The organism is Haloarcula onubensis (assembly GCF_031624605.1).
GTDB classification, from domain to species: domain Archaea; phylum Halobacteriota; class Halobacteria; order Halobacteriales; family Haloarculaceae; genus Haloarcula; species Haloarcula onubensis.
In genome coordinates, this window is the sequence record NZ_JAMQOS010000001.1 from 1,001,670 (window position 1) to 1,015,679 (window position 14,010).

The 14,010-nt window shown below is 67.8% G+C and carries 12 protein-coding genes; 5 read left to right on the forward strand and 7 right to left on the reverse strand.

Annotated features, from left to right (window positions below; genetic code table 11):
* From NDI86_RS05210 to NDI86_RS05220, 3 genes are all read right to left on the reverse strand, one after another.
* The gene (locus NDI86_RS05210; protein WP_310899343.1) at positions 1–1,545 is read right to left on the reverse strand and encodes a DUF7504 family protein; all 1,545 of its coding nucleotides are present in this window, start codon (positions 1,543–1,545) and stop codon (positions 1–3) included.
* 61 nt (positions 1,546–1,606) lie between these two features.
* A complete protein-coding gene (gene gatE, locus NDI86_RS05215; RefSeq protein WP_310899344.1) occupies positions 1,607–3,481 on the reverse strand; it encodes a Glu-tRNA(Gln) amidotransferase subunit GatE in 1,875 nt (624 codons plus the stop codon).
* A 66-nt stretch (positions 3,482–3,547) separates the two neighbouring features.
* Positions 3,548–3,691 carry a hypothetical protein gene (locus NDI86_RS05220; RefSeq protein WP_310899345.1) on the reverse strand — a complete coding sequence of 48 codons (144 nt, stop codon included), beginning with the start codon at positions 3,689–3,691 and terminating at the stop codon, positions 3,548–3,550.
* Between the two features lie 369 nt (positions 3,692–4,060).
* Here NDI86_RS05220 and NDI86_RS05225 point away from each other — a divergent pair, with 369 nt between their 5' ends.
* Positions 4,061–4,318, forward strand: coding sequence for a BlaI/MecI/CopY family transcriptional regulator (locus NDI86_RS05225; RefSeq protein ID WP_310899346.1), 258 nt, complete (start codon positions 4,061–4,063; stop codon positions 4,316–4,318).
* Between the two features lie 53 nt (positions 4,319–4,371).
* On the opposite strand, the gene NDI86_RS05230 is transcribed toward NDI86_RS05225, so the two are convergent.
* Positions 4,372–5,778 (reverse strand): class II fumarate hydratase, encoded by a 1,407-nt coding sequence (locus tag NDI86_RS05230; protein ID WP_310899347.1) that lies wholly within the window; start codon positions 5,776–5,778, stop codon positions 4,372–4,374.
* Positions 5,779–5,918: 140 nt separating this feature from the next.
* Between NDI86_RS05230 and NDI86_RS05235 the strand changes: the two genes are divergently transcribed.
* Together NDI86_RS05235 and NDI86_RS05240 are read left to right on the forward strand one after the other, a co-directional pair.
* Positions 5,919–9,191 carry a PAS domain S-box protein gene (locus tag NDI86_RS05235; RefSeq protein ID WP_310899348.1) on the forward strand — a complete coding sequence of 1,091 codons (3,273 nt, stop codon included), beginning with the start codon at positions 5,919–5,921 and terminating at the stop codon, positions 9,189–9,191.
* A gap of 110 nt (positions 9,192–9,301) precedes the next feature.
* A complete protein-coding gene (locus tag NDI86_RS05240; RefSeq protein ID WP_310899349.1) occupies positions 9,302–10,966 on the forward strand; it encodes a methyl-accepting chemotaxis protein in 1,665 nt (554 codons plus the stop codon).
* A 21-nt stretch (positions 10,967–10,987) separates the two neighbouring features.
* Here the strand turns inward: NDI86_RS05240 and fen are convergent, their stop codons facing one another.
* Positions 10,988–11,968 (reverse strand): flap endonuclease-1, encoded by a 981-nt coding sequence (gene fen / locus NDI86_RS05245; protein WP_310899350.1) that lies wholly within the window; start codon positions 11,966–11,968, stop codon positions 10,988–10,990.
* Between the two features lie 44 nt (positions 11,969–12,012).
* Positions 12,013–12,537, reverse strand: coding sequence for a GNAT family N-acetyltransferase (locus NDI86_RS05250; RefSeq protein ID WP_310899351.1), 525 nt, complete (start codon positions 12,535–12,537; stop codon positions 12,013–12,015).
* Positions 12,538–12,657: 120 nt separating this feature from the next.
* On the opposite strand from NDI86_RS05250, the gene NDI86_RS05255 reads away from it, so the two are divergent.
* Positions 12,658–13,077, forward strand: a complete 420-nt coding sequence (locus NDI86_RS05255) for a DUF3054 domain-containing protein (RefSeq protein ID WP_310899352.1) — start codon at positions 12,658–12,660, stop codon at positions 13,075–13,077.
* 49 nt (positions 13,078–13,126) lie between these two features.
* Here NDI86_RS05255 and NDI86_RS05260 read toward each other — a convergent pair whose 3' ends face one another.
* Positions 13,127–13,294 (reverse strand): DUF7331 family protein, encoded by a 168-nt coding sequence (locus tag NDI86_RS05260; RefSeq protein WP_310899353.1) that lies wholly within the window; start codon positions 13,292–13,294, stop codon positions 13,127–13,129.
* A gap of 486 nt (positions 13,295–13,780) precedes the next feature.
* On the opposite strand from NDI86_RS05260, the gene NDI86_RS05265 reads away from it, so the two are divergent.
* Entirely contained in the window at positions 13,781–13,999 is a 219-nt protein-coding gene (locus tag NDI86_RS05265; protein ID WP_310899354.1) for a DUF8015 family protein, read from the forward strand.
* Positions 14,000–14,010: the final 11 nt, after the last annotated feature.

Sequence of the window (14,010 nt, forward strand, 5' to 3'; positions counted from 1 at the left end):
TCAGTCGGCGCGGCCGTCGACTGCCAGTTCGCCGTCGAGATACGTCGCGGTCAGGTAGTCGTCGATGCGGGCGACGATGTCGCTCTCGTAGGTCCAGAACCCGTCGTACTCGTCGGCGGCCCCGAGTTCGTGGGCCAGCAGGGCGGCCTGCCGGTCCGGGTCGCCGCCCCCGTCGTAGACGACGAACCACGACTCGGCTATCTCGGGGGTGTCGTGCTCGTGAACCGTCACGCCAGGAACCGTCGTCTCGGTGTCCGGGATACCGTAGACGTGCACGTCGACGCCGCTCTGGGCGAGGCGCCCGTAGATGCGGGCGGCCTGGGCGTCGTCGACCAGGTTCGACAGGTGCTGGAAGCCGGCGTGTAGCCGTCCGGTACCGGTCCGGTTGGCCAGCAGTTCGACGCTGTGGCTCACGTCGATGAGCAGTTCCTTGTTGGCGGCCGACGCCCCGTACACCGACTGGTCCAGGTTCGTCAGCAGGTCGCTCGTGTGGCGCTGTTCGAAGGTGTCTGTCGTTCCCGAATCGATGTCGATAGCGCTACGGACCGCCTGCACCGTCTCGCTGGCCAGCAGGTCGTCGCCGCGGTGCAACAGCGCCACGGACCGCGGCGCCGCGACGTCCATCGAGGCCTCCCGGACCTCGACGCCGTGGCGGTCGAAGTAGCGCTCGACGACGGCCAGCTCCTCCGGGGGCCCCTGATAGTTGCTCACGGTCAGCGTGGGCGCGTCGGCCTCCACCGCGTCGAATATCTCCTGGAGCGAGTCGTCGTCGGCCGCCACAGCCGCCGAGGTGTCGGGGGCAGCCGGCGGTTCGGCGTCGCCGTCCGTGAGAGCGCGCTCGCTCTCTGTCGGCTCCTCCCCGTCGGCCGACGGGGTCGGCGCTACCTCGGGACGGTGGTCGCTCCCGAAGCTCGTCCACTCGGTGTTGCCCTCGGGCAGTCCGACCACGCGCAGTTCCATCTCGTCGTCGCGTTCGCGGACTTCGACGACCCCGTCCACGAACGACCGGAGCCGCTGGAGGTGTTCCTCGTCCATCGTGTCGGAGTGGGCGACGACGAACCCCACGGCGTCTGCCTCCCTGATACGGTTGGTGACGACGTGGAGGAAGCGTACCACCTGTTCGGGGGTCGCGTACATCGACATCGTCGTCAGCGAGAGCAGACCCACCCGGAGCCGCTCCGAGTGGTCGCTGTAGAGCCGTTCCAGCAGCGTCGTCAGCGACATCCCGATACCCGTGAGGTCCGCCGGCGAGCTCACTCGGCTGTCGAGCGGGCCCAGCGACCCCGACCCGTGGGACTCTCCCACGCAGTCGACGACGCCCATCGGCAACTGCTCGGGCGGACTGTCGGCGTACTGGGCCATGTCGGTCCGGACGTCCGCGGCGCTGCTGTCAGTCGAGACGACGGCGACGCCTTCCTCGTCGAAGCCCGCCGCCAGCAACTGCAGCGCGAGCGTCCGCTTGCCGGTCATCGGCGGCCCGACGACGAGTAGCGTCGACCCCGGAGGGACTCCCTCGACCGGCAACTGCGACCCAACGGTAAACATATCGGAAGTAAGCGGCCGCGTCTTAGAAAGCTATTGTATAGGCGACTGACAGCTACCGTCGTCACCCCCGTTTCTGAATCTCCTCGCGCAACACGGAGCTGACAGTGTCGCCGTCGGCCTTCCCGCGAAGCGCTCCCATGCACTCGCCCATGAGACCCGAGAACGCGCCCATCCCCTCGGTCTCGACCTGGTCGGCGTTGCGCTCGACGACCTCGACCACGGCCTCGCGTACCGCCTCGTCGCTGACGCCGCCCAGCCCCTCCCGCTCGACGGCCGCCTCGGCGGTGAGGCCGGGCTCGTCTGCCAGCGCCGAGAGCAGGTCCTCGACCCCCTCGCGGGGTACGTCGCCGCCGTCGACGAGTTCGAGCGTCTCCCGGAGGTGGGTGTCTGTGAGCGCCTCGACGGGCACGTCGTCGCGTCGGAGTTCGGTCAGCGTCGATTCGAGAACGCCCGCAGCGAGCGTCGCGTCGACGCCCTCGGCGACGACCGACTCGAACAGCGGCCACCGCTGCCCGTAGGCCACCTGCTCGGCCAGCCCCGAATCGAGGCCGTAGTCGGACTCGTAACGGGCGACCTTCTCGGTGAGCAGTTCCGGCGTCTCGACCTCGCTCGGGTCGGGTTCGACGGGCGGCACGTCCGTCTCGGGGTACATCCGCGCCGCGCCGGGCAGCGGGCGGAGATAGCGGGAGGTGCCGTCCTGCAGGGCGTCGCGGGTCTCCTCGGGCACGCCGTCGATGGCCGTCTCGGCGCGTTCGACGACCGCCTCGATTGCCAGTTCGGCGGTGTGTGGGTCGTCCGCCACCAGAGCGACGGCGTCCTCGGGCCCGGCCCCCACGGCCTCGCGCAGCGCGTCGACCTCGTCCTCGGTGACGCCGTAGGCCGGTAGCTCGTCCGTGTGGAAGATGCCGCCGGCGCCGTGGCGCTTGGCGTGGTCGGAGAACTCGGTCCCCAGGCGACGGTCGGGCTGTATCTCCCGGCCGACCAGCCCGTCGAAGCCCGCCAGCCGTACGGCGTGGACCTCGCCGCCGCTGTCGAGGGCGCCGCCGATGACCCCCGACTCCGTGTCCTCGAACACGTCGGTCACGTCCCGTGGCTCGCCCACCGACGCGTCGCGCTCGCCCAGTTCGGCGGCGATGTCGACGAGTTCGACCTGCCGGCGGACCTCGTTGCGCACCAGGTCGTCGATGTCGTCTAAGCTCTGGACGCCTTTCAGTTCGATGCGGGCACCCTCGGCGATGGAGACGTTCACGTCCTGGCGGATGGTCCCCAGCCCGCGTTTGACCTTCCCCGTCGAGCGCAGCAACATCCCGATGCGCTGGGCGGCCTCGCGGGCTTGCTCGGGCGAGGCGATGTCCGGCTTGGTGCCGATTTCGACCAGCGGAATCCCGAGTCTGTCGAGCGAGAAGCGAACGCCGTCGTCGGTCTCTTCGACGCGCTGGCAGGACTCCTCCTCAAGCAGCATGTCCTCGATGCCGACCGGGCCCTCGCTCGTCTGAATCTCGCCGTCGTTGGCGACCAGCATCGAGCGCTGGAACCCGGTGGTGTTGGAGCCGTCGACGACGATTTTGCGCATCACGTTCACCTGGTCGACGACGTGCATGTCCATCAGCTGGCCTATCTCCATGGCCGTCTCCATGGCCTCCCGGTCGACGCGGCCCGGCGGCTCGTCGTCCTCCTCGACGAGGCAGGTGGTGTCGTAGGCCAGGTACTCGAACTCCCGGTCGACCATGCTCTCCTCCAGGGCGGCGTCGTCTATCTCGCCCAGTTCGCTCTTGGTCGGGTGGAGGTATCTGGTGAAGCGGTGGTCCGATTCCTCGGGTTCGCGCAGCTCGGTCGGACACGCACAGAACAGTTTCGTGGCCGTGTCCAGTTGCTGGTGGATTTCCAGGCCGGCTACGAGCCCCAGACCCTCGTAGTCGAAATCGGCGTCAGTCATTACCGACGACTGCGGGACCGGGGGGCAAAAAACGCTCCCTTCGGTCCTCGGCACCCGCGCAGTCGGTCAGGTGACGAGCTGTGGCCCCGGCGAACCCCCTCTCTCCAACCTCGTCTCACTGACCTCGTCGGCGTCGGCGACCGGTTTCGAGTCTTCTGCTGTGTACCCAGCGAGACTGTCCCTGCTTTCGCTTCGCATATCCTCGCTCACGTCGCTCGCCGCGGGAACCGCTCGCCGCAAAATTCTACGCCAAATAGGCTGCACGCTCGGCCTCACCTCACGGGCAGTGAATCGCGCTCACTCCGTTCGCGCGAACCCTTGCTGGACACTGCACTGGCTGTATGCAGTATGTGGCACCGTCTAGCTCCGTGGCGCGTGGTAGTGCCCTCGACGCCTGGTCCCGGGGTGGGTTCAGGAGTATCAGACATCGGTTGGTTTCGCGGAATATCGGGCGGTATGAACAGGTTCAGGGTATTCTCCAATTCGGTTCGTAGTCGCCTCTACGGCTCGTTTTCTAACTATTTACTCGAATCCGTATCCGCGCACGTTTATTAACCCATGGCCTCCAGTGAGAGGTAGATGCCACAGTCCCAGATCGAGGAAGACATCCTCGATTACCTTTCGAGTGACGGACCCGCGAACAAACGATTCATCCGCCGAGCACTGGCCCAGCAGTGGGAGGTTCGAATCTCGTACTCGATGGTCGAACCCCTACTGGAAAAGCTGTGTAAAGAGGGCGTCCTCTCCACTGAACGGTCCGGGTCCATGGTCAGATACGACGTCAGTTTCGAATGGAAACGGGATAGTTCCACCGGCAAAGGTAGCGTCAACGCCTGAGCAGCCGCGTGGGCGACGACTACGGTTCGCGCACGCACCGCTCCGCTCGCCGATTACTCATCGCCCAGAATTCCGCGCTCGGTCATCTTCTTCGGGTCCAACACTTCGTCGACCTCGTCCTCGTCGAGATACCCCTCGTCGAGGACGACCTCTCGGATGGTCTTGCCCTCCGCCAGCGCTTTCTTCGCCACTTTACTCGCTTTGTCGTAGCCGATGGCGGGGTTCAGCGCCGTCGCCAGGGCCATCGACTGCTCGACGCGCTCCTCGCAGTGCTGGGCGTCCGCCTCTAGCTTGGCGACGAACTTCTCGGCGAACACCTCGCTGCCGTTGGCGATGAGCCGCGCGGACTGCAGGAAGTTCGAGGCTATCACGGGCTTGTAGAGGTTCAGGTCTATCTGGCCCTCCGCGGCGCCGGCGGCGACGGCGGCGTCGTTGCCGACGACCTGCTTGTGAAGCTGGTTGACCGACTCGGCGACGACGGGGTTTATCTTGCCGGGCATGATGGAGGAGCCGGGCTGGTTCTCGGGCTGGTCTATCTCGCCCAGGCCGTTGCGCGGGCCGGAGGCCAGCAGCCGGAGGTCGTTGGCGATCTTGTTCAGCGACCCCGCGACCGTGCGCAGGGCCCCGTGGGCCTCGGCCATCGCGTCGTGGGCGGCCTGGGCCTCGAAGTGGTTGTCGGCCTCGCGAAAGTCGACGCCGGTCTCCTCGCTGATGTACTCGGCCGCCTTCTCGGGGAACTCGGGGTGGGTGTTCAGCCCCGTCCCGACGGCGGTGCCACCCAGCGCGAGTTCCGACAGGCGGTCGCGGGTGTCCTCGACGCGTTCGATGCCTTTCTCGACCTGGGTCCGGTAGCCGGAGAACTCCTGACCCAGCGTGATGGGCGTGGCGTCCTGGAGGTGGGTCCGGCCGGTCTTGACGACGTTCTCGAACTCGGCTTCCTGCTCGGCCAGCGCGTCACGCAGCGTCTCCAGGCCCGGAATCACGTCCTTCTCGACGGCCTCCAGACTGGCGACGTGCATCGCGGTCGGAATCACGTCGTTGCTGGACTGCCCGAAGTTGACGTGGTCGTTGGGGTGAATCTCGCGACTGCCGATTTCGCCGCCGTGTATCTCGGTGGCGCGGTTCGAGATGACCTCGTTGGCGTTCATGTTCGATGAGGTCCCCGAGCCGGTCTGGAACACGTCGACCGGGAACTGGTCGTCGTGGTCGCCGGCGATGACCTCGTCTGTGGCCTCGACGATGCAGTCGGCCGTCTCCTCGTCGACGAGCCCGAGGTCCCGGTTGGCCTGGGCAGCGGCCTTCTTGACGACACCGAGCGCGCGGACGAACCGCCGCCCGAAGGTCACGTCGCTGATGGGGAAGTTCTCTATGGCCCGCTGGGTCTGTGCCCCCCAGTAGGCGTCCGCCGGCACCTGCATCTCCCCGAGACTGTCCCGTTCGGTTCTGAACTCGTCGCTCATACCGGAGGGGTCGGTCGCCCGCTCGTAAAAGCCACCGGTCCGCCCACGCCGTCGCCCCGGCCCCGGGCGTGTTATCGGGCGTGATATTTCCACCCGTAGACTTTAACGGGCGTTTTCCCTAGCCGGCGTCACTTACCCTGATGTCCGACCCGAGCAGCCCGGCGCCGACGGTTCTCGCCGTCGACGTCGGCACCGCCGTTACCGACGCGCTCACAGACCGGGCGCTGGACGTACAGACCGTCGAGGACGGGGCGGCGGCCCTGGACGGTCTGGACGAGCGACCTGTCGACTGCGTGTTGACCGCCGCCGAGACGGCCTCCCTGACGGGCGTCGAACTCGCGGCCGTCGTCACGGACCAGTTCGCCCTCCCGACCGTCGTCGTCGGCGACGTGCCGTCGGTGCTCGCCGACGCCGCGGGGGTCACCGCGGTGTGCTCGCCGACCGACCCCGGTGGGGTCGCAGACGTGGTCCTCCGCGCCGTCGGCACCAGCGAGTCGACGGCGCTCTCCGAGGCGACCATCGACGCGCTTGAGGCGCTGTACGAACTCGACCACGCCGGTTCGGTCGAGGCGTGGCTGGAGTCCGTCGCCCGTATCGGCTGTCGGCGGCTCGGGCTCCCCTACGGCTTCGTCACGCGCATCGAGGACGGCACCCAGCACGTCGTCGCCGCCGTAGGCGACAGCGACCAGCTACAGGCCGGCGCCAGCGCGCCCCTGTCGGACGCGTACTGTGAGCACACGATCCAGAGCGACGACATCGTCGGGTTCAGCGACGTCCGCGACGTCGAGTGGGTGAGCGACGACGCCGTCGACCGGTTCGGCCTCTCGTGTTACCTGGGCGGGCGTATCGAGCTAGAGGGGCTCTACGGCACCATCTGCTTCGCGGACGAGCGGGCCCGCTCGCGCTCGTTCACCGCCGAGGAGCGGACGTTCGTGAAGCTGCTGACCCAGTGGGTCCGCTACGAGCTCTCCCAGCGCGAGCGCCGGGCGGAACTCCGGCTGAAAGACCGGGTGATGGACGAGGCGGCGATGGGTATCACCGTCTCGGACCCCGACCGGGCCGACAACCCGCTCGTCTACGTCAACGAGGGGTTCGAACGGGTGACCGGCTACGACCGCGAGGCGGCCATCGGGCGCAACTGCCGGTTCCTTCAGGGGGAGAACACGGACCCCGAGACCGTCCGCGAGATACGCGAGGCCATCGACGCGGGGGAGAGTATCATCACCGAACTTCGCAACTACCGGCCGGACGGCACGGAGTTTTGGTGTCGCCTCCAGGTACACCCCGTTCGGGAGGACGGCGAGGTGGTCAACTTCGTCGGCTTCCAGCGGGACGTGACCGCAGAGAAGGAGCGCGAACAGGAGCTCGTTGCGTACGAGACGGCGGTGAACACCGCCGCCGACCCCATCTGCCGGCTCGACGACGAGGGGCGATTCCGGATGGTCAGCGACGCCGTCTGTGCGCTGACCGGCTACGACCGCGAGGCGCTGCTCGGGGCGCCGCTCGCGACGCTGCTGTCCGACGCCGACGCCGAGCGGACCCTGCGACGCGTCGAGGAGGCCGCGGCCAGCGACGGGGCCGAGGTCCCCTCGCTGACGGTCGGGATGGAACGACGGGACGGCTCGACGGTTCCGGCCGAGGCCCGCGTGGCGCTCCTGACCGAGGACGGCGACCATCGCGGGACCGTGCTGGTCGCCCGGGACGTGAGCGACCGACGCGCCCACGAGCGGACGCTGACCGAACTCCACGACGTCAGCCGGTCGCTGCTGGGCGTCGAGCGCTCGACGGCGGTCAGCGAGACCATCGCGGCCGCCGCCGACGAGATTCTCGACATCGAGGCGGTCGGCGTCTACCGGTTCGACGAACGGGCCAACCGGTTGCGACCCGAGGGTGTTCCAGAGGCTACCCGGGACCTCGTGGGGGAGCCGCCGACGTTCGGGCCGGGCGACGGCATCGCCTGGGCGGTGTTCGTCGACGGCGAGCGCCGGATGTACGACGACGTGACGACCGACGACGACGTCTACGACCAGGCGACGCCGGTTCGCTCGGAGCTTTTCATCCCCATCGGCGACTACGGCGTGCTCATCTGTGGCTCCACCGACGCGGGGGCGTACGACCAGCGGACCGCGGAACTGGCCGACCTGCTCGCGGCGACCGCCCAGGCGGCCTACGAGCGCGTCGAGCGCGACCGCCGGCTCCGCCGGCGCGAACGGGAACTGCGCGAGCAGAACCGCCGGCTCGAACGCCTGGACGCGGTCAACGACCGCATCAGGCGAATCTCTCACGACCTCGTGGGCGCGACCACGCGCGAGGAGATAGCCGCGCTCGTCTGTGAGGGGCTGGCGGCCATCGACAGCTACCGGCTCGTCTGCGTCGGCGAGTTCGACCACGTCGACGGCCGCGTGAACGTGAACGCGACCGCCGGCGCCGAGAGCGGGTATCTCGACGCGGTGTCGCTCGGTCCCGGGTCTGCGGAGCCGACGGTCGGCGCGGCCACCGGCACGGAGCCGGTCGTCCACAACACGGTCGCGGACGGCCTGCGAAGCGGGGAGTGGCAGCGCGCGGCGCTGAACCGGGACTACCGGGCGACCGCGAGTTTCCCGCTGCGGCACAACGGCGTGCCCTACGGCGCGCTCTCGGTGTACGCGAACACCGCCGAGGCCTTCGACGAGGAGACCCGGGACGTGCTCGCCGACTTCGCCGCGACCGTCGCCTACAGCATGGCCGCCGTCGAACAGCGACAGGCGCTGCTGTCGGACCAGCAGGTCCAGCTCGTCTTTGGCATGGCCGCCCAGCCGACCGCGGTGTTTGCGTTCGCCGAGGCCCTCGACGCGCCGGTGACCGTTCGACGCGTCGTCCCGCGGTCGGACGGGGGGTCGCTCGTCTACGGTATCGCCGACGGTGTCCCCGCTGTGACCGTCGAGACGTGCGGTCGGGACAGCCACGGTCTCGACGTCGTCAGAGCGACCGACACCGACGAGGGCGCGCGGTTCGAACTCCACGTCACGGGGCCGTCTCTCGGCGAGCCCGTCGCCGACCACGGCGGCACCTTCGAGGAGCTACACGTCGAGGCGGGTCGGGGCCGTCTCGTCGTGACCTTCCCCTCCGCGAAGCTGGTCAGCGAGTTCACCCGCCTGCTCACCACGCAGTACGACGGCGTCGAACTGCTGGCTCGTCGGGAACACGGCGACGGCGGCTCGGGCGCGGCGACCGCCGGGTTCACGGACCGGCAACGCGAGGCGCTGGTCGTGGCCCACGAACGCGGCTTCTACGACTGGCCACGGGAGAGCACCGCGGAGGAAGTCGCCGACTCGCTCGGCATCGCCGCGCCGACCTTTCTGGAACACCTCCGTCGGGCCGAAGCGAAGCTCGTCCAGCGGACCGTCGAACACGGAGATATCGGGGCGCAGTAGCTCAGTCTCACCGTTGATACTGACGGCCCTATATGCTTAGGGCCGCCTGGACGACGCCCTACTGGGCTTGGCAGAGGGGCTATTCCTGTGTGAGTGCTAGTACCATACAGATGTTGCACCTACTGGCATCCGTCGTCGACGCGTACGGTGAGGAGGGGGACTCGACCGAGGACGAGGCCGACGCGGACGGGCCGACCAGGCTGGAGCCGGGCGAGATACGGCCCGATTCGCCAGGACCGGACGCGGGCGACCGCTCCGACGAGGCCCGGGCGATGCTCCGGAGCGTCCTCGACGGGCTCGCACACCCGACCGTCGTGACCGACGACAGCGGCGTCGTCACGCATATCAACAGTCAGGCAACCGAGCTGTTCGGGACGACCAGACCGGCCGCCAGGGACGGGGCGGTCGCTGACCTGGACGCCGGCGTCGGCGACGTCGTCGAGACGGCGCTGGAAGAGCAACGGGACGTCCAGGCACGTAAAGACACGCTGACCGTCGACGGCGACACCACGCCGGTCAGCCAGACCGTCTCGGTGCTGTACGACGACGACGGCGACTGCGCCGGGGCGATGGTCGTGTTGCGAGACATCACCGAGCGACGGGCACAGGAGCGCCGCACGGAGCGACTGGAGCGCTACCAGCGCCGGGTGCTTGACGACCTCGAGGACAAACTCGAACGGCTGGCGGAGGGCGACCTGACCATCGACCCGCGCGTCCCCGAGCCCGACGGTGACTTCGAGGCGGTGCAGGCAGTCCACGAGGAGTTCGAGGAGATGAACGCCAACCTCGGGATGGCCGTCTACAACATCCGCGAGGTCGTCGAGTCTCTGACCGACCAGTCCGACGACCTCGCAGAGACGGGCGAGGACCTCTCGGCCTCGGCGGAGGAGGTGACCGCCTCCATCCAGCAGATAGACGCCTCCTCGACCGAACTGGCCGGCGGGGCCGAGGACCTCGCCGAACAGACCCAGCGGGCCACCCAGCACGTCGACGACCTCTCTGCGTCCATCGAGGAGATTACCGCGTCGATTCAGCAGATAGACGCCCGCTCGGCCGAAGCCGAAGAGCTGGCCGCCGAGGGCGTCTCGGAGGTCGAGACGGCCGTCGGACAGATTCGCTCGGCGACCGACGCCGCCAGCGAGGTCGCCGGCGAGATAGACTCGCTGGACGAGAAGATGGAGGAGGTCGAAGAGATAGTCGAGATGATAGCCGACATCGCCGAGCAGACGAACATGCTCGCGTTGAACGCCAACATCGAGGCCGCCCGCGCCGGCGACGCGGGCGAGGGCTTTGCCGTCGTCGCCAACGAGGTCAAATCGCTCGCCGAGGACTCTCAGGCGTCGGCCGACGACATCGCGAGCATCATCGAGGAACTGCAGTCCCAGACCGACGAGGTCGTCGACAGCATCCGAGAGGCGAACCAGGAGGTCGAAGAGGGGGCCGACGCCGTCGAGACCGTCGGCGACCGCCTCGACGGGATACAGACGCGGGTCGAACAGACCAGCGCCGGCGTCGGGGAGATAACGGACGCGGTCGAGACTCAGGCCGAGAACGCCGAGGAGGTCGCAGCGGTCGTCGAGGATAGCTCGGCGCTCTCCGAGGAGATAACGGCGTCCGTCCAGCAGATATCCGCCGGCCTCGACGAGCAGGCAAGCGCCATGGACCAGGTCGCCGGCCGCTCGCAGGACCTCAACGTCATGAGCGAGGAGGTGTTCGAGATGGTCGACCAGTTCCGACTGGACGCTCACGAGGACGCCCGGCTCGACGACCTCTGAGGGGCAGCGCCGTCCCGACCGTCAGGTCCAGCGGTCCAGTCCGGTCTGGACGACCGAGTCGTCGATGCGCTCGAACCCGCGGCGCACTTCCTCGGCGTCGACCTCCCACTCCTCGGTGACGAACGCGCGGGCGGCCGCCAGGTCGGGGTCTATCTCCGTCGGAATCTCGTAGTCGTCGGTCACGGCCGGGTCCAGAAACAGCGACCGGATGCGGTCGGCGTGGTCGATGTGGTCGCCCCGCGCATCCAGCACCGAAACGAGGTCGCCGTGTTCTTTCAGGAGCTTCACGGCCGTCTTCGGCCCGATACCCGAGATGCCCTCGTTGAAGTCCGTCCCCATGAGGATGGCCGCGTCGACCAGTTGCTCCCAGGTCAGGCCGGTCGCGTCGAGGGTCGCCTCGAAGTCCATCAGCTCCGGGTCGCCACTGGATGTCAACTGCCTGAGGGTGCGGGGCGCGCCAAAGAGCAGGGCGTCGTAGTCCTCGGTGCCGACGTAGTCCACGTCGCCCTGACGGGCCATGTAGGACGCCTGGCCCTCGCCCTCGGCGGGCGCGTCGACGACGGGCACGTCGAGCAGTTCCAGGAGCTCGCGGGTCGTCTCGACGATGGTCTCGGTCAGGCGCTGCGTGCGCGAGTCGAGCTTCGCCACCCGGACCGAGTCGCCCGCTTCGCGGGCGTCTTCCAACTGGGACTCGTATCTCTCGCGCTGCTCGCGGCGCTTCTCGACCTCGTCGTCCTTGAGTTCGGTCACGGCACCGTCGAAGACGAACACCGGTGTGAGGTCGTGTTCGAAGAACTTCGGCAACCCCTGGACCACGCCGATGAGGTTCGCCACCTCCTCGCCCGCCGCCGTCGTGTACTTGTGGTCGCTCGTGAACTTCACCGTCGTCGTGAGATACCGATAGAGCCAGTTGTGCGCGTCGACGGCGACGACGTCGCCGTCGAGGTCCTCGAAGGCGACGTCCTCGATGGCAGCGAGCGTTCGGAGGTCAGCGTTTCCCATTGGGCGGGGGTTGGGGAGTGGGGCGCTTGAATCTCCCGGGACGGTCACGTCGGCGGGTCGACCACGGGGGGCGGCTCGCCGTCGTGTTTGTCGTCCAGAAACGCCTGCTCGCCCTCGGAGAGGTCGCGCTGGCGGAACACGGCCAGGCCCGACTGGTACCGCCCGGTGGTTCGGTCCCCCGGCCATTCGAGCGTGAGTTCGCCCAGGCCCCGCTCCTCGCCGGCGAAGCAAAAGCCCGCGCGGTAGGCCGCCTGGTAGGAGAAGGGGTTGTTCGCGCCGATGGTGAGCCGGTCGTACCCCCGTTCGACGGCGCGCTCGCGGACGAACCGCAGGAGGAGCGGGCCGATTCCCTCCCCCTGTCGGTCCCGTCGGACGGTGACGTAGCGGACACAGAGCGTGTCGGAGTCGGTCCGGTCCTCGTCGAACGCCGCGGCGGCCACGACGCCGTCGTCGCCGACGACGGCCTTGCCGGTCGTCGTCATCACGAACTTGCCGGCGTAGGCGAACTCCCGGTAGTCCAGTCGGAGCGGGTGGGCGTCCTCGGGCCAGCCACACAGCGCGAACTCCATACCCCGCATTACGTGGCCTGGCACGTAGTTCTCACCCCGACGGTGAGCATTTGTCGGTCGACGCCCCGTCTGCGTGGCGGAAAACGGGGCACCGAAGTAGGGGGAGTGCCAAGCCGGAGTATGAGCGTTGCGACGGCCGACCGGAGCCGCATCGACCTCTCCTCGAAGACGGCCCTGCTGGCGGCCGGCGACCTGGGCGGTATCCTGCTGTTCGTCGCCGTCGGCGAGTACACGCACGGCTACAACCCGCTCGTCGACGTGGGCCGAGTCGCCGGGACCTTCGTGCCGTTCCTCGTCGGCTGGCTGCTCGTGGCCGGCGTCGCCGGGCTGTACGCCAGTGACGCGCCGGGAACGCTCGCGAACGCGACGCTCGTGACGCTGCTCAGCTGGGTCGTCGCGGTCGCCATCGCCCAGGCGCTGCGGGCCACGAGCGTCTTCCACGGCGACGCCGCGCTCACGTTCGCCGTCGTCTCGGTGGTCGTCGGCGGCCTGCTGCTGTGTGGCTGGCGGGTCGTCGCGACGATGGCACTCGGGCGCTAATCGGTCGTAGAACTGTCCGCTGTCGGTTGCCGGAGCCGCCCCGCGGCACCTACCGGAGGTCGGCTACGTCGAGGGACGCAGACGACTGGATCCACGCCTGGTGGTTCTCCCGGTCGTAGATGACGAACTCCTCGTCACCGATGTTCAACTCGGCGTATCGCCGTGCCGGTTCCTCGCTTCGGGCGTCGTTCGAATCGTCCGTGGCGTTCGTACTCATTGATTTCGCCGGGGCAGGCCCCGGGACACTCCCTCCAGTATCTGGTATCTGGTTACCGATTATAAGTACTCTGTCCCAGTTATCATTCCAAAAAATGACGCGGTCAGGCCCGTATAACAGGGGCCGGCCGATTTCAGAATCTGAAAACACCAGGTGGCGCTGTCACCGACTGATGTGGGGCCTCGCTCGACGCGGCGGCCCCTTCGGCCTCCCCGGTGGCCGCGGCAGGTCTCCGGAGCGAAATCGGTTCGGAGAGACACCGGAACGGGGAACGGAGAGAAGAGACGGCTGTATGAGGCATCCCCAGGCCAATATCGGGAGACTCGGGGTTCGGTGACGGACTCGGAGACGGGTAGCTATATTCTCATAACTTATGAGAAATACATAGAGATTAATGCAGGGAAGTATCCGGTGCCTACAGGAAATACTATACAGGATTTACGCGAAACACTTATGTACCCATCTCCCATACTATAATTCACAATCATGACGGGTTATTATGACATTGTTCTCGGGCTTATCCCGCTCGCTATGGCCGGAATCACTGGTAGTCTCGTGCTGGCTGGCTTCGCGCTGACGACTGCGATTCCGCTGGCGTCGGTCGTCGCCGTCGGTCTCATCGGTCACGCGATGTTCGTCAACGCCCCGGTCGACCCCGTTCCGACCGAGACCGTCCAGTCGGAGCCGCTCCAGACCGCCGACTGACTCGTCTCTCC